30 protein-coding genes and 1 pseudogene are annotated in these 22466 nt (G+C 37.6%); 4 read left to right on the top strand and 27 right to left on the bottom strand.

Going from position 1 to position 22466, the window contains the following annotated elements; all coding sequences use genetic code 11:
- Positions 1–216 precede the first annotated feature (216 nt).
- The 8 genes from FYJ25_RS07120 to FYJ25_RS07155 all read right to left on the bottom strand — a co-directional run bounded on the left by FYJ25_RS07120 (position 217) and on the right by FYJ25_RS07155 (position 6055).
- On the bottom strand, positions 217–696 hold the full coding sequence (locus tag FYJ25_RS07120) for a GGDEF domain-containing protein (RefSeq protein ID WP_154580900.1): 480 nt from the start codon (positions 694–696) through the stop codon (positions 217–219).
- Between the two features lie 667 nt (positions 697–1363).
- Positions 1364–1831 carry a hypothetical protein gene (locus FYJ25_RS07125; RefSeq protein ID WP_154580901.1) on the bottom strand — a complete coding sequence of 156 codons (468 nt, stop codon included), beginning with the start codon at positions 1829–1831 and terminating at the stop codon, positions 1364–1366.
- Between the two features lie 263 nt (positions 1832–2094).
- Positions 2095–3348 carry an ATP-binding protein gene (locus tag FYJ25_RS07130; RefSeq protein WP_055182611.1) on the bottom strand — a complete coding sequence of 418 codons (1254 nt, stop codon included), beginning with the start codon at positions 3346–3348 and terminating at the stop codon, positions 2095–2097.
- A gap of 354 nt (positions 3349–3702) precedes the next feature.
- Complete coding sequence (locus FYJ25_RS07135) at positions 3703–4227, bottom strand: GNAT family N-acetyltransferase (protein ID WP_096241479.1); 525 nt, start codon at positions 4225–4227, stop codon at positions 3703–3705.
- A 44-nt stretch (positions 4228–4271) separates the two neighbouring features.
- Positions 4272–4877 (bottom strand): YczE/YyaS/YitT family protein, encoded by a 606-nt coding sequence (locus tag FYJ25_RS07140; protein WP_096241480.1) that lies wholly within the window; start codon positions 4875–4877, stop codon positions 4272–4274.
- Complete coding sequence (locus tag FYJ25_RS07145; RefSeq protein WP_242970751.1) at positions 4867–5181, bottom strand: carbon-nitrogen hydrolase family protein; 315 nt, start codon at positions 5179–5181, stop codon at positions 4867–4869. Before FYJ25_RS07145 ends, FYJ25_RS07140 begins: the two co-directional genes overlap by 11 nt.
- 52 nt (positions 5182–5233) lie before the next feature.
- A complete protein-coding gene (locus FYJ25_RS07150) occupies positions 5234–5599 on the bottom strand; it encodes an ACT domain-containing protein (protein WP_055298413.1) in 366 nt (121 codons plus the stop codon).
- Positions 5600–5629: 30 nt separating this feature from the next.
- Entirely contained in the window at positions 5630–6055 is a 426-nt protein-coding gene (locus FYJ25_RS07155) for a GNAT family N-acetyltransferase (protein ID WP_096241481.1), read from the bottom strand.
- A 381-nt stretch (positions 6056–6436) separates the two neighbouring features.
- Here FYJ25_RS07155 and FYJ25_RS07160 point away from each other — a divergent pair, with 381 nt between their 5' ends.
- Together FYJ25_RS07160 and FYJ25_RS07165 are read left to right on the top strand one after the other, a co-directional pair.
- Positions 6437–6823, top strand: coding sequence for a plasmid mobilization protein (locus FYJ25_RS07160; RefSeq protein ID WP_154580902.1), 387 nt, complete (start codon positions 6437–6439; stop codon positions 6821–6823).
- A pseudogene (locus FYJ25_RS07165) lies at positions 6801–8009 on the top strand (relaxase/mobilization nuclease domain-containing protein); the annotation flags it as partial. The gene FYJ25_RS07160 and the pseudogene FYJ25_RS07165, both read left to right, overlap by 23 nt.
- Here FYJ25_RS07165 and FYJ25_RS07170 read toward each other — a convergent pair.
- From FYJ25_RS07170 to FYJ25_RS07180, 3 genes are all read right to left on the bottom strand, one after another.
- Positions 7986–8237, bottom strand: coding sequence for an HIRAN domain-containing protein (locus FYJ25_RS07170; RefSeq protein ID WP_096241727.1), 252 nt, complete (start codon positions 8235–8237; stop codon positions 7986–7988). The pseudogene FYJ25_RS07165 and the gene FYJ25_RS07170 overlap by 24 nt on opposite strands.
- Positions 8238–8253: 16 nt before the next feature.
- The gene (locus FYJ25_RS07175; protein WP_096241483.1) at positions 8254–8487 is read right to left on the bottom strand and encodes a hypothetical protein; all 234 of its coding nucleotides are present in this window, start codon (positions 8485–8487) and stop codon (positions 8254–8256) included.
- Between the two features lie 300 nt (positions 8488–8787).
- Positions 8788–9057, bottom strand: coding sequence for a hypothetical protein (locus tag FYJ25_RS07180; protein WP_096241484.1), 270 nt, complete (start codon positions 9055–9057; stop codon positions 8788–8790).
- 139 nt (positions 9058–9196) lie between these two features.
- Between FYJ25_RS07180 and FYJ25_RS07185 the strand changes: the two genes are divergently transcribed.
- The gene (locus FYJ25_RS07185) at positions 9197–9712 is read left to right on the top strand and encodes a helix-turn-helix domain-containing protein (protein WP_096241485.1); all 516 of its coding nucleotides are present in this window, start codon (positions 9197–9199) and stop codon (positions 9710–9712) included.
- 51 nt (positions 9713–9763) lie between these two features.
- On the opposite strand, the gene FYJ25_RS07190 is transcribed toward FYJ25_RS07185, so the two are convergent.
- From FYJ25_RS07190 to FYJ25_RS15150, 5 genes are all read right to left on the bottom strand, one after another.
- Complete coding sequence (locus FYJ25_RS07190; RefSeq protein ID WP_096241486.1) at positions 9764–10180, bottom strand: hypothetical protein; 417 nt, start codon at positions 10178–10180, stop codon at positions 9764–9766.
- Positions 10181–10201: 21 nt separating this feature from the next.
- Positions 10202–10417: a hypothetical protein gene (locus FYJ25_RS07195; protein ID WP_096241487.1), complete on the bottom strand. Its 216-nt coding sequence runs from the start codon at positions 10415–10417 to the stop codon at positions 10202–10204.
- Positions 10418–10455: 38 nt separating this feature from the next.
- A complete protein-coding gene (locus tag FYJ25_RS14750; protein WP_264470685.1) occupies positions 10456–10581 on the bottom strand; it encodes a hypothetical protein in 126 nt (41 codons plus the stop codon).
- Positions 10582–10820: 239 nt separating this feature from the next.
- Positions 10821–11096, bottom strand: a complete 276-nt coding sequence (locus tag FYJ25_RS07200; protein ID WP_096241488.1) for a molecular chaperone — start codon at positions 11094–11096, stop codon at positions 10821–10823.
- A gap of 225 nt (positions 11097–11321) precedes the next feature.
- Positions 11322–11423, bottom strand: coding sequence for a DUF6783 domain-containing protein (locus tag FYJ25_RS15150; protein ID WP_408608961.1), 102 nt, complete (start codon positions 11421–11423; stop codon positions 11322–11324).
- On the opposite strand from FYJ25_RS15150, the gene FYJ25_RS15015 reads away from it, so the two are divergent.
- Positions 11388–11519, top strand: a complete 132-nt coding sequence (locus FYJ25_RS15015; protein WP_334293554.1) for a DUF6783 domain-containing protein — start codon at positions 11388–11390, stop codon at positions 11517–11519. The two genes, FYJ25_RS15150 and FYJ25_RS15015, sit on opposite strands and share 36 nt — an antisense overlap.
- Positions 11520–12098: 579 nt before the next feature.
- Here FYJ25_RS15015 and FYJ25_RS07205 read toward each other — a convergent pair.
- The 11 genes from FYJ25_RS07205 to FYJ25_RS07255 all read right to left on the bottom strand — a co-directional run bounded on the left by FYJ25_RS07205 (position 12099) and on the right by FYJ25_RS07255 (position 22407).
- Positions 12099–13490: a tyrosine-type recombinase/integrase gene (locus FYJ25_RS07205; protein ID WP_154580903.1), complete on the bottom strand. Its 1392-nt coding sequence runs from the start codon at positions 13488–13490 to the stop codon at positions 12099–12101.
- A gap of 3 nt (positions 13491–13493) precedes the next feature.
- Positions 13494–14465: a helix-turn-helix domain-containing protein gene (locus FYJ25_RS07210; protein WP_154580904.1), complete on the bottom strand. Its 972-nt coding sequence runs from the start codon at positions 14463–14465 to the stop codon at positions 13494–13496.
- Positions 14466–14546: 81 nt separating this feature from the next.
- The gene (locus FYJ25_RS07215) at positions 14547–14732 is read right to left on the bottom strand and encodes a helix-turn-helix domain-containing protein (RefSeq protein ID WP_075671598.1); all 186 of its coding nucleotides are present in this window, start codon (positions 14730–14732) and stop codon (positions 14547–14549) included.
- 298 nt (positions 14733–15030) lie between these two features.
- On the bottom strand, positions 15031–15972 hold the full coding sequence (locus FYJ25_RS07220; protein ID WP_154580905.1) for a hypothetical protein: 942 nt from the start codon (positions 15970–15972) through the stop codon (positions 15031–15033).
- 152 nt (positions 15973–16124) lie between these two features.
- Positions 16125–17576, bottom strand: coding sequence for a DNA/RNA non-specific endonuclease (locus FYJ25_RS07225; RefSeq protein WP_154580906.1), 1452 nt, complete (start codon positions 17574–17576; stop codon positions 16125–16127).
- Entirely contained in the window at positions 17573–19534 is a 1962-nt protein-coding gene (locus FYJ25_RS07230; protein ID WP_154580907.1) for a hypothetical protein, read from the bottom strand. Before FYJ25_RS07230 ends, FYJ25_RS07225 begins: the two co-directional genes overlap by 4 nt.
- 11 nt (positions 19535–19545) lie before the next feature.
- On the bottom strand, positions 19546–20766 hold the full coding sequence (locus FYJ25_RS07235; protein ID WP_154580908.1) for a hypothetical protein: 1221 nt from the start codon (positions 20764–20766) through the stop codon (positions 19546–19548).
- 57 nt (positions 20767–20823) lie between these two features.
- The gene (locus FYJ25_RS07240) at positions 20824–21042 is read right to left on the bottom strand and encodes a helix-turn-helix domain-containing protein (RefSeq protein WP_154580909.1); all 219 of its coding nucleotides are present in this window, start codon (positions 21040–21042) and stop codon (positions 20824–20826) included.
- 173 nt (positions 21043–21215) lie between these two features.
- Positions 21216–21488 (bottom strand): hypothetical protein, encoded by a 273-nt coding sequence (locus FYJ25_RS07245; protein WP_154580910.1) that lies wholly within the window; start codon positions 21486–21488, stop codon positions 21216–21218.
- 31 nt (positions 21489–21519) lie between these two features.
- Positions 21520–21930 carry a peptide deformylase gene (locus FYJ25_RS07250; RefSeq protein WP_154580911.1) on the bottom strand — a complete coding sequence of 137 codons (411 nt, stop codon included), beginning with the start codon at positions 21928–21930 and terminating at the stop codon, positions 21520–21522.
- Between the two features lie 21 nt (positions 21931–21951).
- The gene (locus tag FYJ25_RS07255) at positions 21952–22407 is read right to left on the bottom strand and encodes a hypothetical protein (RefSeq protein ID WP_154580912.1); all 456 of its coding nucleotides are present in this window, start codon (positions 22405–22407) and stop codon (positions 21952–21954) included.
- Positions 22408–22466 lie beyond the last annotated feature (59 nt).

The raw sequence follows: 22466 nt of genomic DNA on the forward strand, positions 1-22466 counted from the left end.
GAGCATTGTTTTGGTGTGCCGTCAAGGGTGGCGTACGCTGCCGAAAGCTAACATATCTGCAATTTTCAAGGTTCCGATGGAGCCTTTTTTTCAGCTCCATTTTTTCATAGGCTACTTTACACTACCTAAATTCCATTTTCTTAATTTTATAAACTTGAATTTTACAAGTAAAATGACCGAAATTATTTATTTGCTATTTCTACGATCATTATGCTCTTAGTATTTCATTTTATCTTGATACATCTGTTCATCGATTCTATTCATAAAATCATCTATTGTTTCGTTACTTAGATTAGTTATTGCGTATCCCATAGATGCAGATAACTGATACGGTTTATCGTTCTTTTCATTCTCTGTTACAAAATTCTTTTTAGCAGATTTGATTATTTTTTGTATGAGCTGATCATCTGTTGTATTTAGCATTATAACAAATTCATCACCAGCATATCTTGTTACTACACCATATTCAGAGAACGATTTCCGAAGTAAATCAGCAACAATACACAATGCCAGATCTCCTTCTGCGTGTCCGTAGTTATCGTTAATCTGTTTAAATCCGTTCAGATCAATCATAATACCGGATACCCAGCAGTCCTTTTTATTACAGGCTCGCTTATGTAAAAATTCCAGATACACGCGATTATATAATCCTGTAAGGCAATCTGTAAAAATAATCTCGTTTTTTAGTGCTGTCATTATTCCCGCGACCGATATTGCAATAGATGTCCAGGTGATTGCAATTTCAACGAAAAATGCCTGAATAACTACCCCTAATATAACAGGAATTAGAAATATATGTACTGGAAATAATTTTAAACTGCCATTTTTTTAACACGCTTAACATACAAATACAAGCTGTCCAAAATGTAAAAAGCAGCAAAAATCAGAAAAATAATATATGCGAATCCTCTCTGATACCTACCATCACTCACCGAAAATACCAATGGATAAAAAATATTGATTACTAACAGTACAATAGAAATAAGTCCAATTGTTCGGTAAATATTTCTGCGTATATCAGAAAATGGGATATTCATATGTACCATTATGAATTTAGCCCACAAATATCCAATCATTACATTTCCTAAAAAGAGCCCTGATCCGCTCAGAAAGACCAAAACTTTGATAACTATATTAGAACTGCCAGCAAGATAATAAACGCAACAGTCAGAAATATTGGCAATCCCTATAGTTGTCATCATTTGCTGTAGAAGTCGCATATCTCTGTCGTACTCCGCTTTTTGTCTGTTAGCGAGATACAAACGTTCCAATTAGCAGTATACTAATAATATTTGCTGTAAGTACAGAAAATGAAAGATTCATATCCATAGCAAGTCTCCTTTAAAAATTCAAATTGTTACACTTAAAAAAGCGGAATTTCACCATCATAGTTTTCTGCTTTTTCCAATAGCGGTCCTTTAGCTCCCATCGTAAACGCGATGTCGCTACTGCGGATAGAAAGCAGCTCCATTCCGGGTCTCACCTTCAAAAAATCCATCATTTTCTTCGTAAGAAGAATTTGCCCCTCCTGTGAAATCTCTACCCAGCAGTAGGAATGCCCCTTGTATTTGATAAATTCGCCAGAACCTGCTGAGTAGTCAAGCAACGGTGGAGTATCGTCCAAAATGTGACCAAGTTTTGACGGATGCAAAAGGCCTTTCCGGGTGACGCAGAAGCCACCGGTAATCTTACTTCCGGTAAAAAGATATACTTTTCCTTCATCTGCAATGTGATATTCTTCCATTGCCTGCGGTGGAATCCGCAATGTTCCATCCGTCCGAATGAGTGATTTCCCGAAAATAAATTTTCCTCCCTTATTCATTTGTGGCATAAAAACACCTCCTGAAATTCCGATTTCTCAGTTTCAAAAACTTTTGTTTATTTCGTTCTTAAGTTCATCTTTATTCTTGTATGTTCTCACTATCGGAATCGTACTCTGTCTGTTCTACATAATCTGCGGAACAGTCTCGTTTGTACGGATAAAAAAATAAACTGAGCCACGGCTGTTCCAACACGAAATCAGCCGTGGCCTTATTTATATCATTTCACTCTTTTTTGAAATAGAACAACACCACAGCAACAACTCAAATCGACTTAAAATTCCAGACTATTCGCATTCAGCAAGAAATACTTCATTCCCATGATGACAAAACCTTCATCATTTCTCCAAGGCTTTTTGCTGCCATTTACAATGACGATCTTCTTGAAAGAGTCCGGGATATTACGCAGAGAATTGAACTCCTGCGTCTGTTTTTCTTCCGAAGTCATGTCATATGCAACCTGGATATAGTATCTCTGGTTTCCTTGATTCACCACAAAGTCAACCTCCAACTGCTTGCGAACACGTTTGCCCTCTTTATCCTTATCGAAGATATCCACAACACCCACATCAACATTGTAGCCACGGATTAGCAGCTCGTTATAAACAATGTTCTCCATGATATGCGTAGGCTCCTGCTGTCTGAAATTCAGACGTGCATTTCTCAGTCCCAGATCAGTAAAGTAGTATTTCAGATTTGCACCGATATACTTTCTGCCCTTAATATCGTATCGGCTTGCCTTGGAAATCAAAAAGGCATCTGTCAAATGGTCGATATGCTTGGAGATGGTTTTATTAGCATAAGTCATCTGGCGCTCACTGGCAAAGGTATTGGCAATCTTTGAAGGATTGGTCGGTGCGCCGATTGCAGATGCAAGCACATCAACCAGAATCCCAATCTCATCCACGTTCTGAATCTTATTTCTTTCAATAACATCCTTCAGATAGACATTTGCAAAGATGTTCTTCAGATAGTCCGCTTTCTGTCGTTCGCTCTGGAAACTTACGATCTGCGGCAATCCTCCGTAGATCATGTAGTCATCCCAGGCATCATCATAATCGCCGTCATAGACAGAATAAAACTCTGCAAAGGAGAGAGGGTAGATTCTAATCTCATCACCTCTGCCACGGAATTCGGTCACAATGTCGCTGGACAGGAACTTGGAATTACTTCCGGTGACATACACATCAATATTGCTCATGCGAAGCAGGCTGTTCAGCACTTCCTCAAATCGTGGCATGAACTGCACTTCATCCAAAAGGAGATAATACTTCCCGTCGTCTTTCATGGCATCCTTGATGTACTTGAAGCATACCTTGGGATCTCTTAATTCCTCGTTCTCAATACCATCCAATGCAATTTCAATAATATGATCAACATCAACGCCGTTCTCCAGTAAGTATCTCTTAAAGATGGTAAACAGCAAAAAGGATTTGCCACATCTACGAATGCCGGTAATCACCTTTATCATTCCATTATCTTTTCGCTCGATCAGCTGCTGTAGGTAAGCGTCTCTTTTAATCTCCATCGTTACACTCCCCATTTCCGTGCATCTGCACACTTTTTAGTAATGAGATTCTATCACAGAACGACCTGAATTTCAATATGTATTCCCATTTTATGTGCATATACACACTTTTATGTAATGTTGATAAATATATTTTCAGATTTTTTTGATTGCAGTGTCTATAATCGACTACTCCAATCGTTATTATAGGTAGACAACAAAAAGAAGATGGTTCCGATGTTTCATTAAATATGTTCGTTAGTCTTTTACGCAAAGGATTCTATCTCCTCTGCGCCCTAATGCTTTTCGGATTCAGTTCAACAAACTGGAATTTGTTTGTACAATGTTCAAGATATAACTGTTATTATGTCTTGATTAGAGTACAAACTCATATAAGAGGAACTTCCTCGGTACTCCAATATCAACATATGTGATTCCAACCTTATCCACATACTTAAATCCAAACGACATATACATTTTCTGTGGAATATCATTTCCCTCTATGCAATCAAGACGAATTGATTTAAGGTTTCTTTCCCTTGCTGTGTCTATTGCGTGTTGAACTAACTGCTTCGAGTATCCACGACCTCCATATTCCGGAAGGACACGCAAGGCATGAAGAACTACTGTCTCGTTATCATTTGCATCAATAAGCCATTTAACTGCGTGATACGCCTCATCATGATCATGATTCATAATATACGCCGCAACAATTCGACCATCTTCAATACCGATAAACTGATTTCTCTCTTTGATTGCATCTTTGATCATTTCATCTGGAGGGAAACCACCTTTATCTCCCTCCGGCAGAAAATCTTTTCCGCTCAAAACTTTACACATACCGTCATAAAACTGTCGCAATTCTATAAAATTTTTCTCTTCTGCATATCTGATAATCATAGAAATCTATCCCTCCAACTTCTAAGTTGTAAATTTCTTTACTATCATATCTTTAAAACTTGTTTTGCTTTCGCATTAACAAATTGGATAATTGGGCCTGAAATGATAACTGTAATAAGCGTGCATACACCAAACTTTCCGCCAAACAAAACACCTGTAACAACAACCAAAATATCCAATGCCATTCGGACAAATTTAATCTGCCAGTGATTTTTTTCTGCTAAAGCAAAAGTGACTGCCTCATAGGAGCCTCTACCAAGGGATGCCGACGCATATAGTCCCGTTCCGACAGCAAACAAAACCACTCCTAACAACATAATTAAAAAATTGATCCACTTATAGGTACTGTAAATATGGCAGTTAGCAAACAAATCTACACAGGTACTGTATACAATCTGGTACAACACAGTTCCTATATGAATCTGACTTTTATCGTAAATGAGCGCAAACAAAATCATTCCCAATGCTACAACAAAAGATGCTGTGCCAATGCTTATGTGAAATGTTCTTGCAATCCCCTGCCACAGCACCGCAAGCGTAGCTCCGCCAAATCCAGCATACAGTGCAAGTGTAATTCCATAAGCCGCAATTATAGAACCTATTACAAGGATTTCCAATTTCTTTAGTGTTTTTTTATTGTTATTTTTCATTGACTTTTAATTCAAGTACATCCGGACGGGCATAATGTCCGATTGCATCATGCTCCATTTTGCAGGCGGCAGGCAAATTCATATCAAGTTCTACGTAAATGATAGTTTCTTTATCCCAGACAAGTTTTGTCAAATAATGCCCATATGAATCAATAATACAGCTTCCTCTTCTGCACACAAATCCTGGAAGTTTAGATACGATATTATACTCCTGCAGATCAGAAGGGTATGAACTGCGTCTGATAATCATATCAGTGTTGATAAAGAAACTTTTTCCTTCGATTGCAATATGCTGAACTTTCATGCTAATAATTCACTCCTCGTATAATTTTCTTTGGGTTTAAAGCATCTGAAATCTATATCACTGTATATCCGGCATTTAATAATACAGCTAATGATTTTTCAAAATCCGCATCTTTCACTAAAATATAATCAGTGTTGAATGTAGATACCGCAAAAATTCCAATTTTATTATCTGCAAGTATTCCAGACAACTTTGAAAGAATACCAATGAGTGAAAAATCCAAAATTCCTTGAATACGGAAACCACGCCACCCATCTTCACGTTCTATTGTGTTTTCAGGAACGTCATTTGTTTCACACACAAGAGAAATTTCTTCATCTGTTTTACCAATGAAGTAGAATTCCTTACTTAAATCTATATCATCAATGTTTTTGACTTTACATACCGTTAGCAACCGCTCTAATTTATTTAATACCAGCAAATTACTCTCCTCCACAAATGCCGATTTCTATTTTTGTTTCCATAGCATAGTGTACTCTTTTTCACCAGTATCTTCATCCAAATCTTCACATTGAATAATGAACCCTTCTCTTTGGTAAAAAGAAATTGCTCTGGCATTCTTCTGGTATACATTTAATCGTAAGCTAACTTTTTTATCCTTAACATAATCTAATAAAAGCTTACCTATGCCACATGACTGCATTTCATCGGAGACAAAAATACCTTCGATATATTTATCATTTAGTCCTACAAATCCTTGTATCATTTTATCTGCTTCAAACACATAGACTTCGGATTGTGACATCATTTCTTTCACTAATTCATAATTACTTTTCCAGTATTGATTGGAAATAAAATAATGTGCTTTCAGATTTGTCTTTAACCATATGTCAGCAACTCTATCGATATCTCCGTTCAGCAACTTTCTAATCATAACAAATATTCTCCACAACTACATCCTTTATGCTTTTCTCTTTTTTCCATTCTATCACAAGCTCACCATTAATTATTAATTTTTTGATATTTTTTCATTTCCCCCACTGTAAAACAGCCTCTGAGCGTTTCGTTATATAGAGGGATACAAATAAGAGCAAGATCCACCCATGTTTAACAGTAATGCCGTTTGGCATCCTGTTCTCCTATGGGATTTATCTTGATGGGGATCTCCCCATACCCTCTCAATAACAGACGTTTCACTTGTCTGTTGGTTCCACCTAAAGGTGTTCACAGCACTATTTCTAATATCAGAAGGGACAGCCGATATTGAAATACGTGGACTCCCGGTGGGAGGAATAGTCTCAGCGGAAGGAGGAGTATGAGAACAAAAAACAAAGATAAAGAACTGAATCACAGACATTTTATAGGATTACGTCTTACCGATATCGGACTGGATTTATTAGACCAAGGCGCTGCTTGTTTATCTATTAGCCGATCAGAATATCTGAGAAAACTCCTGCTTGAAAAGCAAATCAATCATCAGATTGAAGTTGTTGCAGACATGAATGATCTCAGAAAACTAGTCAGTGAATATGGAAAGATCGGATCGAATCTCAATCAGATCGCCAAGCATTTTAACAGTGGAGGCAGTCAGTCACGTGCTATAGAAAACGAAATCCATCAGTGCATCACGGACTTATTCCTATTGAGAAAAGAGGTACTGAAACTGGCAGGTGGTATGAATGGCAATCGTAAAACACATTAAAAGCAGAAATGCTAATTACTCGGCTGCTATCAATTACCTTCTGTTTGAACATGATGAAAAAACCGGGAAAAAGATTGTAGATGAATCCGGTCGAAGCATCTTGCGAAAAGAGTTTTATATGGATGGACTGAACTGTGATCCGATGTCTTTTGACAAAGAATGCGAACTGACAAATGCTCATTTTCATAAGAATAAGAAACGTGAAGATATCAAAAGTCATCACTACATTATCAGCTACGATCCAGCCGATGTTACAAAAAACGGTCTTACCGGAAAGAGAGCACAGGCAATCAGTTTGGAACTTGCAAAGCAGATGTTTCCCGGATATCAGGCACTGGTAGTTACTCACACCGATGGCCACAATGAATCCGGAAATATCCATACTCACATCGTTATCAACAGTGTGCGAAAGACTGCAGTGGAAAGGCAGCCATATATGGATAAACCACATGAGGAAGCCGCCGGTTACAAGCATCGTTCCACTGATAAATTCATGAGCACTTTTAAGAAAACTGTCATGGATCGGTGCCAACAGGAAGGACTTCACCAGATAGATCTTCTTGCTCCGGCTGAGAGAAAAATCACTCAGAAAGAGTATATGGCACAGAAACACGGCCAACAAAAACTTAATGAGATCAATCAGAAAATCATCGAAGATGGTCTCAAACCAACATCCACCGTGTTCCTTACACAGAAAGAATATTTGCGAAATGCAATTGATGAATGCGCTGCCACTTCCAATAGTTTTGATGAATTCCAATCTAAACTTCTGGAACAATTTCAGATCTCTGTGATTGATCATCGGGGCAGATACAGTTATCTTCATCCTGATCGACAGAAGCGGATTACTGAACGTGTACTGGGAACACGATATGGAAAAGCATACCTGGAATAGACCTTCTTACGCAAGGATCCATTGGCTATTCTCTACGTCAGATCTCACCTGCGCCTGGTTGTAAATCTCCAGACAAATGTGAAAGCAATGCAGAGCTCGGCTTATGCTCATCGGGTAAAACTTTCTAACCTGCAGCAAATGGCAAATACCATTATCTATGTGCAGGAACATGGATTTTATACGCAGTCAGATTTGAAAAATACACTGCTTGCATCAAAGCAGGAACTAAAAGAAATGCAGACACAGTTTACTCAGCATCGGTCTGATCTAAGGATCCTCAACGATCAGATCTCCAATCTTGTCGTAGAGACGTCCAGCACTCATCGACTCACCAATAACAGTGTATGAACTGTTTGCTACATATCCAATTTTTCCGAGACCTTCATAAGTTACTTTGATTGCTTCTTTGTCATACTCATTATCTGGTTCTTTCTCCAGTCGGATCTTCGTCCCTTTTTCAAGAAAATCATTTCCAAAATAATGTTTTGTTCCTGTCAGTGTGATAAATACTTTTGCCATTGTAAATGCTCCTTCCTTAGAAATCATATTCATCCGGATCAAGTCCTGCTTCTTCCAGTATTTCTCTTCGTTCATCTGCATCCATAAACTCCAACTCGTCTGTATCCAGTCCTGATAATTCTAACTCCGTCTGTACGTCAGAGTCGTCTTTCAGTAGTTCGTTTAGGAAAGAAAATTCCATTGCGCTTTCCAGTAGACTAATATTTCCATCATGGTTCAGATCAAACATACTTCCGAATATTCCTTTCATAGCAGTTCCTCCTTTAATCGTTCATGTATTCATAGTAATCGGATTCACTGGCAAACAAGATATATTTACCATCTACCAATCCCATGTAACCATCACCAGTGTTAAAACCTTTCATTACCAACTCCTCCATTTCTTTGAATTTTATGATTTAATCTTCTTTGATGGTTACAGTGTATATCAATAGATGGGGTATAAAAACCCCTGCTTATTTTTATGAAATCCCTTTAATTGCTATCTTTATGAAATCTATAGCAAAAGGCCCAGATGGAATGGTCTTCTAATCTGAGCCTATGAGATGTACTATTTCTTAAAATGCCTCAATCTGTAATCTAATAGTTCTAAGTCATTGTGAGGAACTTCATCATCTTCAAATTCACCCAAGTAGGTCACATCATGATATTTCTGACCATCATATTCGTATCCAGTATATGAATAGCCTCTTTGTGTAGTTCCCTCATATGGTTTGAATTCATCTCTTGCTTCCTGCGCTGTATAATCATCTGAATCAAACCATATCACTTCTTTTTCTTTTTCCCAACCTAATTTTGTTGCTTTAAATACATGCTTCATAATTTGCTCCTTCCTGTTATCTCTTGTTGTTTCTTGATGCTTCAAGTATAATAAAATTCATAGAGGAAATACACGCACAGCATGTGGACTTAACACCTGATAATCCTCATGTTTTGCGATATACGAGGAGGAAATTCTCATGGGTAAACAATCTACCAGGGAAAACAAGACAATTTACCAGCTTTGCCGGGAAGCCGCAGGGCTTACAAGGGCAGAAGCAAGTAATAAAATGGAGGCTGTCTCGGATTCTAAAATTGAAAAATTTGAATATGAAACACAGGAACCAACACCTTACGATATCATTCAAATGGCTGACGCATATAAGAGACCAGATCTCTGCAATTATTACTGCTCACACAAATGTGAAATAGGCCACCGCTATGTTCCAGAAGTAGAAGTAACTGACTTGTCAAATATCATCCTGGAAACCATTGCCGGTCTAAATGATATCAACCCTCTTACCAGTCGGCTGATCCAAATCGCCCGTGACGGCAAAATCAGCGATGATGAGATGAGGGATTTTGCTTTTATCAGTAAAAAACTGGATGAAATTTCTTTAGCCATAGACTCTCTGAATCTTTGGGTAGATAAGACTGCCAGTGAACAGGGCCTCAATCTTGAACTTCTAAATGCCGAAAAAGAAAAATTGAAATAATCCATAACGCACGGAGGGCAATGAACCATTTCTGATTCATTGCCCTTCTCTTTACATACGCTGTAATTGATTAACGATACTTTCTGTTCTTCGAATAGCTTCTTCTACCTGTCTTTTTGCATTATTAATTCGATCCTGGACCATCCAGTCCACAACAAATCCATCGAAAAAATAATCTGCAAATGAAAGAAAATCTCCGGTATCGATATGTAAATTGCATGCCATATTTACATCATCTAATTCCCTACTGAAATTACGGAGATCATACTTTGCCTGCTCCATATTCTGCTTCGCGTGATCCATTTTAGAATGTTTCAGCATCGTACTGAAAAAACCTCCGCCAAACATATCTACCAGCCCCCAGTTTTTTGCGCTGTTCAGATTCTCTTTTGCTGCACTAAGACTATTTAAGGCTCTATGTCCAGCTTCAATTGCTTCCCTTTTTTCTTTTTCAATATCATATCCCATTAAAAACACCTCTCTGGCTCTTTAAGAATGTGACGTTACAAGTCCGATAATTCCACCAATGATCAATAGTGGAAATGCTATATACATTAATCCACCTACCACCATTCCAATTAATATCACTGGAAACAAAATAACTGTGCAAAGTAATTTCATGATTCCCCAGGATGCTTTTAAGCCAAATATAAAAAATTTTCCAACAAACCAAATCATACAAATAGTAAATAATACTGATAACATCTTTTTCTCCTTCTAACACTCATCCAGTTGTGAGTGATTCATTTTTGTTGTTTATCTAATATAAAATCAGATGTATTTTTCACTCCAAGCTTGTTACTGAATTCCGGATTTTTTTCAATCTTTTCTATTATCCGAATTAATCGTATTCTCTGTGCTACATTCATCTTATCACCTCGCTAATATCCACCTTTTCTGTTGATATTATCAGTATAGCAAAATAGTTTTTTACAATACACATCCTTAGTAAAGAATTAAATCTTTATAATTCCCGTTTTTTGAGAAATAACACAAAATAAGGCCCAAAAGGGCACTTTCCCTTTTGAGCCTATACACTTTACCATCTAACGTATTTTGCTTTCATTTTTCCATGTCTACACATGACATTTTTCTCTTAAATCGCGTCCTATGATGGTTCTTTCATCTTGCTGATATCCTTTGCCTGCATTTTTCTTGAAATGCTATATGGTGGAACCAGTTTTAAAGATAATCTTCCCTTTTTGATCATATACGTTTCACTTCCATCCTCAGAAGATCCTTTCAACCAGCAATCAGCCGGATACTTCCCTGCAAATTCTCGTAACCGTTTCTGCAAGCTTTGATTGAAGGTATATACATCATAGAATTCGTCATCTTCATTGGTCAGAATAATCGTTTCTTTTTCACACTTTAACCTTCGCATATTCTATCCCCGCTTTCTTTCCATTTCCTGATCCAGGTATTTTGGATAGTTTTCATCTACATAGTAGTAGCTGATTTCTCCATTCTAGTTCAATACAAGCACGTCACTGACTTCGCATTGCTTTTTCTCCACAAAAAAAGATACACCAAAAGACCATCTACGGTTTTACGATAAATAATCTTTTTATTGCCAATATTCAATTCGTATCATTCTGTTTTCATAATCTTATAACTCATGGAAAATGTCATCCACATATACACTAGAGCGTGTTTGAAAAAGGCTTTCTGCAAGATGTGCGTTGCAATTTGCGGGAGATTTCGCCTGAATGAGGGCGGCGTAGCGGACTACATCAACGGAATAATTTTTCAAACACGCTCTAGGATTCAGAAAACAAAAAATGCCTGCCTGAAACTTTATTTTTAATAAAGTTCCAAACAGGCATTGCTGTTTGATCATTCACTGTCAGCTAATTCAGCTAACAAAACCAAACGCTTATTCAGCGTCCCCGGGAGGATTTGAACCTCTGACCCCTCGCTTAGGAGAGCTCTGTGGTTCTGTCAATCCCTGTCAAGAACTGATATGTTTAGCCTTTTATTATCAAGGACTTTTTTTATTTTCGAATCAAATTCTGGTAATCTGAATACCCTTTCTGTCAAGACCAGATAAGACCTGAAAATTAGCAGATTCTTTGCAGCTGCTAACATCCGGGGAAAGCTCTGTTGTTACTGACAGATATCATATTCCGGCTACCATCCCCTTACAAGCGGGAATGATAAACAATATTCAATTGACCAGATTTCTATTATTACTATACAACGTTGTTGTTGATTTGTCTATGGTGTTTCGACCACGACAGCCAACTTAAATACGAACATATCCAGTTGCCGGTCCGGCATCATTTTCCCAAAATCTCCTTCATTTCATAATTATCTCCATCATTTTTTATTCATATGAAGGAGATTTGTTGAATATGATTGAAATTGTTTTACTTTATCTATCCCCTTATTTCATCGTCTTCGCCAGTGACGCAAGCAGTGCCGCCATCTCAGGATTATTAAGAACCTTTGCAAGCAGTTCTGCATCCACACCTTCCGGAACCGCTACCGTGTTTTGTGCTGTATTCGGATGCATCTGCGGATCCAGATTTTTCTTCTCATAAAAAGCCTCTTCAAATAATTCTGCATTTTTCTTCCGGTCGTCATCCAGGATATGGGAATATACATCCGTAACCATGCTGACCTGAGCATGTCCGGAGTCGCCCTGAACTGCCTTGATATCTCCACCATTCAGTTTCAACTTATAGGTAACACTGCTGTGTCTGAGACTGTGGAAAACAACCGGTGGGAGATCATAGTCTTTAATCAACTGATTCAATGGCTTCCGGATCGCACCATCCCCCAAAGGAAGACCAAACGTACTTGCCATGACCAGGTTATAGTCCATGTATTCATCTCCAAGAACTTCCTTTGTCTCATCCTGTTTTTCTTTCCACTCGATCAGCATCTTTGCGACAGACTTTGGAAGGAAAACCTTTCGGACACTGCTGTCTGTCTTCGGTGTTTTCAAAACACGGACTGTTTTATTGGTCTTGCTTTTTTCTGGAAATATCAGCAGCACATCTTTTGCATCCAACTCTTTTAAAGCGGATTTGCTCACTCGCTGGGATTCCTTATTGATAAACAGATATGCCCGGTTTTCCTCAATTGCTTCCTCCGAGATGTCCACACAATCCCAGGTAAGCCCCAGAAGCTCACTGATCCGGAGAGAGCAGGAGAAGGAAAGGTTCATTGCCAGCTTTAGCCGATCATCCTCACATACTTCCAGTGCGTACATCAGAGTTTCGGCAGTCCAGATCTCCCGTTTCTTTGTTTTATGTTTTGGTACGGTCGCATAGATACAAGGATTCTTCTCCATCAGCTCCCATTTGACAGCCTGTTTAAAACAGCTTCGGAGGAGTTTATGGATATCTCTGATGGTACTGGTAGATACATATTCATTCTTTCTTTTCCCAATTATAGGATTGACCACAGCCGGAGCTTTCAACAATCTCTGATAATATTTTTCAATAAAACGGGTATTGATCTCCGACAGTTTTTCATCCCCGATGATCGGAAGGATATAATTATTTATGAGAGAAACATTTCCATCATACGTAGATAATGCCCAGTTGTCTTTTCCATACAGGGCAACGTATTCTGCCAGAAGATCCTTCATGGTTTTACACTGCGGAATTATCATGGATCCCATTTCTTCTTTATATTCAATTTCTTTCTTGCGTTTCTTTGCCTCTGCCTTTGTAGCATAAGTTTCCCATTTCTGCTTCCGTTTCCCGTCTGCATCAGTATAGGAATAGATCACATTAAATTTTCCATTTCGTTCTCTGATCGATGCCATAATTTAACAACCCCCTTCTATATTTCTCTTTTCCAGCCACGCTTCAAATTCTTTTCGTTTGATCCGAACATGGTTCCTTATTTTTACAACCGGAAAATATCCTTTTGTGTACCAGACATTTATCATGGACCGGCTGACCTTTGCCATAAAGGCTGCTTCATCTATAGTAAGATACTGCAGATTGCCATTCCTTCCTCGTTCCCCGGTCTGTGCCAGTTTCTTTCTCCGATAATTCGCCAGTGCCACATTTTCTTCCATTGCCAGTTCTTCATAATCGTTCGCCGGATCCAGATGATATTCATCCTGCCCTTCCAGAAACTTCTGAAAGCTTTCCTTCGTGATTCTTTTTCGATCAGCGATCGTGACGAACTCAAAGAAATGCTGATACTTTTGACTATTCAGGATGCCATATACCTGATTTCTGGTGATTCCCAGCTGTCTGGCCATTTCCGGCATAGTGAGAGTAGCGGCCTCCATTTCGGCATCCCTCTTTTTATCATCCTTCGTGCGGTATCTGGACTGTCCGTCATACCATTTCTGAAATGCAGCTTTTGGTACACGTTTCCAGTAATCCACAATCACGACTTCGATATTATTCCGCTTAATCAGGTCATAAACGACACCATCCGTAAGCTCCAGCATTTCTGCAAGTTCCGGAACAGAATAAGACCATTCTTTCAATTCCTTTCCCGGTTCTTCTCCGGTGACTTTATGATATTTAATCTGATTCGCATACCACTTTTCAAAACTCTCAATATTGACCCGCATCTTTCCGGCAATCTCTTTGGTCTCAAAAAAGTTTTTATGTACCAGCCAATACCGATCCGTCTTTTTAAGCCCTAAAAGCTCGCCCATCTCAGAAACACTCATCCATTTCTTTTTTGCAGAAGACAGTCTCTTGTATGGGCTGTTTGCTTCCACTTCCTTTATCAGTTCTTCGTATTCCCCGGTATTCATTTTTCCCTTCTCATCCATGAAGCTTTCCTCCTTCTTCCCATACCATACCGCACTTTTTCAAAAAAATTTAGGATGTCGATTTTTCATCCGGATAGGAGATTAGTTGGAAGATTCCGGCAGCTTATCCAGCCAGTCATCAAAGCTCTTTTTGGAAATACGGTACTTTCCGCCATCCAGCTGGATCCACCGGAACTCATTTTTCTTCAGAAGGTTATATATTGTCGGTCTGCTGACTCCAAGGATTTCCTGTAACTCTTTTACTGTATAACATCTTTTCTCTGACATATGTCATTACCTCACATTTCATTATTTTGGAGGCGGCATGCCAAATACTCCCGCAAGTGACGGGGCATTTGGCTCTCGCGGCAGTCGCCAGATGGACATGCAAGCATGTCCGCTTGGCTCGTTGCTCGCGGATATAAATGTCCCTCTATATATCCAAAGTTTCAGAGGGGCTTATACAACATGTTTTAGTAAAAAAATGTCAAGATGAGAAAAATTGGCAAAAAGAAACCTCCGTATGAAATGAATTATACGAAGAAAGGGCAGATACCATTTGAGATATCTGCCCATGCATTTAATTTTATTTAACTTTAATCAATTCATCTAATATTTTCTGGGTAAGCTCTTTTTGCTGAGTTCCGTTGAGATAATTAGAAGTTCTAATTACAAGTGTTCCGTATACGTAATGAGATCCAGAAGCAAATCCTGTCGAATCGAATGTGCCAAGATAATCGCTTCTTGATGTTGCCTCTTCTTTGGTAGTATATACTTCAATCGCTCCGCCGCCGTCTGTTCCGATATCAATAACGTTATCTTTTTCAATATATAATTTGGAACGATCTACCTGCGTGTCCCTAAAATAAATACATCCAATGTAACCACCTTGCTTATTTAATTGTCCATTTGGATCATGGTCTTCTGTAACAGGTGCCATTTCTGCAATTGTTTCAATATTTTTTAATCGATCCATAACAAAGTCATCTGTTGGTGCAGTGATTTGTTTTAATCCTTGAATGCTATCTTCGTAAGCCTTTTTTGCCTCATTAATTGCTGTAATGTTTTCAGAATAATTTGGAACTTCTGGGATTTCATCTGGAACAGCAACTTCTTGAATTGCTTTTGTATCAGATTCTGCCTTTTCTTTCATAGCTTTCAAATCTTCCTTAGAAGCATTCTCATCTACTGTCACTTCTCCATATACTGGAAGAAGTTCAGGATCAGCTACCTGTTTCTCAGAGGCCGTACTGATTGCTGCTTTAAGAGTGGCAAGCGTTTCTTCGTCAAAAGGTTCTTCTCCTTTGTTAATTACCTCTTGGGCGGCAGTCATAGCGCTATTTAACTCTTCGTTTGCATCAACCGTTGCTTGAGATGCAGTTATATATTCTCCAGCTTGTTCGTTGTAGGTTTTGACAGCCTCATTATAAGTTTCAACTGCCTTTTTGGTGTTATCAACTGCATTACCACATGCGGTTAAAGAAATCATGGTCATTGCTATAACAATCGTTAATAGTTTCTTTTTCATAGTCCAACCCCATTCCTTAATAATGTTGTATTTAATTATATCATGTTTTATTGTGTTATCAATAAATATATTACGGCAAATGCTCGTTGCTTGTTTTTTGACTGGCAATCAAAAAAATGGCTGAGGACTTACGTCATCAACCATTTTTTAGTTTATTGAAATGCTGATTTAAAAAATTCCTGTTTTTCTAACATCATTGGAACATAAGTTTTCAATACTTCAAAATATTCATACTCTAGTTCCTTTGTTTCAAGATAACATTTGGCAGGATTTTCGTCGTTTATTCCGACCTTTCTTGCATCTGTTGCTATTGCATCAATCTGACTAATCATAGAATCATAGGTCATTTTTGTATCTGGATCATCAAATAAAATCTTCAAATGCTTTTTCATTTCATAAATCAAATCAGGATTTTGTTCACTTGGATTATATGTTGCAAATGGAATGACATTGTCTTTTTCAAATGTCACATCAGAAACTTCACTTTTCCCATTCATATAATTAATACGAACCCCTGGTTGAACATTATAACAATATCGATTAAAGCAAACACCTTCACCTGAATCTTCTATCGAATATGCTTCCATTTGAACCCCCGATGCCACAAGATTATCACTCTTATATATTGGCGTCACTCTGTATAAAACATGATTCCCAGTTTTTTTAATATAATCCATGACATCACTTTCTAATGGTTCCATGATATCTGCATTCATATAACGAGTTCCCGTAATTAGATTATTCTTGTCGTCTGCGCCACCTAGTCCATGCGCAATAAGATGACATCTATTATACAGAAATGCAGCACCGGCATCAGAATTAACTATATTAGGGTATTTGTCAAAACTCCATCCAGACGGAGTAATGCGTGTGATGCTTTTTCGTGGACTAGATTTGGTTACTTCTTCTTTGTCTAAACAAGCATAAGCAACGCCACATCTTCCATAAGAATCCATACCACTATACTCATAATATGATCCAATATTCTTTTTTTCTTGTGCGGTAAAATAAGGCTTATCGCCATTAATTGTTACATACGGTTGCCCGGAATATCCTTCAATAGCTTTTCCTTTTACATTGGCAGTTGTTTCAGACGGATCACTTGCTAAATAATCTGACAAAATATGAGAGTAGTAAAGAAGTGCTGAAAAGCTTTCGCACTTACCACTTGAACTACCAAATAAGTTGTTAATGAATCCAAAGTCAAAAACCTTATTTACGCTGTTATTAAGTATTTTCTTTCTTGTATTCTTAACCTCAACGTTGTTTTTATACTCATATTCCCAACTGTTGTGAGAGCAATCCAACAAACAATCATTTTTTATATTAATGTTTGATAACGAAGGTACTTTTCTTACTTTGTGCAACTTCAAATTATCGAGCTTCTCTTGCCCCAAGTTATCAGATTGCTCACTGCACAAATATAGTGCGTCCATCAGCAACTTTACATTATCGTCTGATTGGCGTTGCAAAGCATTGTCTCCAAAAATAATTTGTGTAACATAGGTTTCGCTTTGCTGATTGTTACAGGCGGCATAGGTCGTTATAGGAACACTTGATACCAATACCAATGAAAGGCAAAAAGCAGTTATACGCTTAATCATTTTTTCTTCCTTTCAAAAGCAATACTATTTATAATAAATGCCTTTTTTACTTTTTTGGTGTTATATACAAATACTAGATTTTTGTCAGGTGATTCTGCTACTGGTGTAACGGAAATAGTAATAACGTCACCATCCTGATATTTGTACTTTTCAGCTTTCTCGCTCATGTAAGTAACTGTGTAATCAGATACACCAGCTTTTTTTGGTCGCTTTACTTCATCTACTATCCAATCATCTATAACGGTATCTTTTTTTCCATTTGAAATGGTAAGTGAAATAGTTGAGCGATCGGAAATACATGTTGCTGGAATAATCAACTTTTCGCCATTGAATTCGATAGAAATATCGTCTGCTTTAATATCGCCAGTATTTTTCCCAAACCAAAATCTATTATCTAATGCTTCTGTCAGAAAGATTGGATCACTATTTTCGTGAAGAATAGAAACGATTTTATCTTTTTCTTTCTGCGAAATATCCATTTCATCAGCTAAGGCAAATAATAAATCACAATTTAAATAAAGAGACTCGTTTACAGGTGGCAAAGCAATTTTGCGTTCTTTTTCCAAGGCTTTGTTATATTCTTTGGCTTCTTCTTTCTCTCTTTTGGTTGATCCTTTCTTGACTTCTACTTGCTTGATATCAGCCAAATATATTTCATTCTGAGCTCTTTGACCATCAGCAAGAATATTTACATTTTCAAACGCAATAGCATATGCATTTTCTAAGTATGAGCGATTTTCAGTTTTTGCAAAAAGATCAATATATATCTGAGCTGTAAAATATCGAATACTCCAATCGAAATCTTCACCATCTTTATATTTTTTTGTATTTGAAAGAATCAAATCACAATACTTATCAGCAAAGGTAATATAATCACTCTCTGACATGGTTTCTTTCGCTGCAATTATTGCCATTGGTAATAATTTTGCGTAATCAAGATCCTTACGAAAAATTCTTGTAGAGATACCTTCATATTTGTATAGAGCATTTAAGCAGTTCTCATAATCTTCAGAATCATAATAATCTTTAACAAGTTCCAACCAATAAGGTCCGAATTGTTCGTAGGTATTCTGATTACTTTCTAACCAAGAGATTTTGCTTACAAGATTATCCTTTGCAGTCCATGTTACAAACGCTTCCACAGATTCATCATTCAAAGCATAATCACCTGGGAGATCATAATCCCTAACCATGTTATACATGTAATTCAAAGCATTTTTAGTACTATTATGCAATTCGTCTGCCGATTCATCATCTAATTCCCATCCATCCTTCAAGTATTGAAGATCTGCCTGAGATGTAGCCGAATCGTAACTGCTCTTAGCATCAACAGCCATATATAACACGGATGCTGCCATTTTCAGTGTACTTCCAGACTGAACTGCGCTTAGTAATCCCATCGGATTAGGAATGGCCTGTCTTAATGCTTGAGCTCGATTTTGCTCATATATGTATTCTAATCGATCTCTCTTAACGGAAATCATTCGATAACCATTAATGGTATCAAGAAGATTTGTTGATTGAGCTTGTGTTTTACTATCAACAGCATTTGGATAAAGATCATTCTTCAAAGAAGAATAAACATCTTCAAGAAATGCTTGATTATTAGGTGACTGATTAATTCTTTGCGTCAAAACAGTCATGTAATTCAACATGTTTACGGAATTGCGCTGTGTATTTGATAACACTTCTTCAGCTTCTTCTGTTTCTTCATTCTCAACAGATTCAGCTTCTTCATCTGTAGTTAATGTATTTTCAGAATTTTCTTCAATTATATTATCATCTACAGACTCACTCACTTCGGTAGAATCCTCTTCGGTTGGCTCCACTACAACAGATTCTTCTTTTGTATCTGTTGTTGAAATTGATGAATCAGAAGGAGTGGCGTTTCCACCACATCCTACAATTAAGGCCGTCATTGACATTGCCAATAATAGTACAATAGTTTTCTTTTTCATAACTCTTATCCTTAACCTGCAATTAAATAAATTTTGTTTTCATCAAAACAAATCTGTTCTGTATGATTATATATCTGAATCATATCCTCCATTTTGGCTGTATAAATACCAGTCTGGGGATTGCTTATAAGAGCAAATTCCTGCAAAATTCCAGATTCAATAGATTCTGCACTCTCTCTAATAGAAGCCCCGCTTTCTTCTAGAAATTCATCCACAGGTCCCTCTTTAACAACCGGTATACTGCCAATTAATTTTCCAACTGCCTTACTTGCAGTTCCAATGCCTTTGAGAATATTTGTATCAATAGTACCCTTACTCATTTTTTCAAGGAATACTGAACACTGTTGAAATAACTCACGATATTCCATGGACATCTTTTCAATTTTGGTTTTTATTCCTAAGATATATTCTTCTCTAAAGTTCCCGCTTAGCATTATTTCCATCAATGACGCCATTGAAAATGTATAGAGAGATAGACGATAGTATTTAAATTTCTTTAACAGCTCTTTTAATGTCATGTTTATCTGTACATGTGCAAGTACCAATTTTTTCCCTTTTAATATGCCATTGACTTTTTTCTGATATCCATCAATATTTTTTTGTGCTGTACGTTGAATATCAAGGACCAGCTTATGATTATTAGATATAAAATATTCATTGTCCCAATTCGTTTTGTATTTTTCAAGAATATCTGATAACACTTTAACGTCTGCTTCAATTTCAGCTTCCTTTTCAATCTCAAGAAATGCGATTATCTGTTCTTGCATCTCCTTTATTTCTCCCAATTGCTGTTCTACAGAAAAAAGTGCAACAGCCATCAGCATTATTGCAGGATTTACTGCAGCGACAGCTTCTGTGGTAGCTGTGAGAGGTCCAGCTGCTTGCAGCTGAGCAAACTTTGACGTACCTTCTGCAGTTTTGAAAGCACCCCAAAAATTTCCGTTTTTGGCTACCTTTAATGTATCTCCGACAGCTTCATTTGCAAGCCTATATAATCCCTGTGTTTCAATTGTTGTTGTCTGAGTGATTGTTCGTAAAGCTGGTAGCAATGATGACACACCAGCACCCAGAGTTGCTAATTGAGCAATAGGCATACTCAGTGTTTTTCTATTTGTTGTATCGGAAAGGGTATCGGATAGAATGTTTTGTGCACTTTCCATGATTCCCCTTTCATCTCGAATCATTTCTGTATCTCCTTGATTCGCAGAATCAATCTTTATTATTTCTCCCATAGTAAACCTCCATTTGTATTTTACATAGGATATGTAATTTTCGCGTACTATAATAGGTTATTTAGCTTCTTTACGTTCGACATAACGAAATTCGATATCATACCCTAAAGATTCTATCATCTGAACAAAGGTCTTATTTAAAACGCCTTCTTGCTTTTTGATGATACGATTGACATAAGGAGCTGTTGTTCCAATATCTTCTGCCAGTTGAGCTTGAGTAATTCCATTTTCTATACATTTTGTTTTTACATCAACTTCGATATTATTTCTTATCATATTAGTTCCTTTTCATAAGTTCATCTTATCCGATTCAGATAATTTATTATATCACAACTATAGTGACTAATAAATAAAAGAGTCTCAAATCTCATTTAGTTGCACGGCTTTTGGCAGAAAAAAAGCCCAGGAGAAATTTACTTCCCCTGCGCCCTGAAAGTTTCACTGATTTCCTACAACCCATTTCTGTAGATCTCATTGATCACCGCCTGGGCATGTTCCATCTCTTTTTTCTGGATAATCGCATCCCGGTCACTTAAGATCGCCAGCATCTCATCCACCAGATCTTCAATCCGGGGATTCGTCACCCGGTACAAATATCCTAGCATCCGGGTTGCGGTATAATCTGTATTCATATTTTTATAGGCTATTTCCGCACAGAACTCTTTTGGATATCCTCTGTCCAGCAAAACCTTGTATAATTCGTCCGTTCGATCCGATGCCATAAGCAGCCGCTCCTCTTATTTCAATAATTTCTTAAATCAAAATCCCTTCCAGATGATCCAGCTCATGCTGGCAGATCTGTGCCGGCCATCCACTTAGTTTCTGCCGCTGCTTTTTCCAATTCATATCATAATATTCCACTTCGATATTTTCATATCTTGTGGTTTTTCTCACGCCGGTAAGGGAGAGACATCCTTCTTCCGTTTCATACGGAGTATCCTTACTCAACAGTACCGGATTAAACATTACGATATCTACGAATCCCATATTCACAATTATGACTCTCTTTTTTACACCGATCATATTTGCAGCCATACCCACACAACCGGCACGATTTGCCTGTAGGGTATCCTGTAGATCCTTTCCCACTTGCAGATCTACCTTTGTAGCAGGTTCTGACTTTTGTCCTAAAAAGAACACATCTTTCATTATCGGTTTTACCATCTAGCATTCCTCCATGTCATATCATTTCTTCTTTTTCTTTGCATCGCTGAATTCATCCATCATATAGGAAACACCGGTTACTTCCCAGAATGCATCCTGCTTTTGCTTTCTTTTTTGTCTTATATTTTCTTTCTGTGTTTCATTTCTGCTTTCAATCTGTTGGTTCAGACAAACGATCTGATCCATTGCTTCATCATATAATTTCAACTGATCCGCATCTGCAAAAGGAAGCAGTGTCTTCAAGTGCTGATATCTTTCTTCAATTAATTTTTTCCGTTTTTCACGAACCTCATAATCAGAAGAACGCATGACAATCTGAGCACTTTCTCTAATAATCCGGCAATCATTTCTGATACTCTGATCGGTTGCCTGCTCCAAAAGTGCTTTGTCTATCGGCATTCCCTTTTTATATCCCTGTATCATGACTTTTGCCCATGCGTCTATGTCAGATCTTCCTTTTTTCCGAAATAATCCCATCTGTATACCCCTCCAGAATCATATTCTGATTATATCAACAAAATCATATTTCTACCATA

Source organism: Anaerobutyricum soehngenii (assembly GCF_009697165.1).
GTDB classification, from domain to species: Bacteria; Bacillota; Clostridia; order Lachnospirales; family Lachnospiraceae; genus Anaerobutyricum; species Anaerobutyricum soehngenii.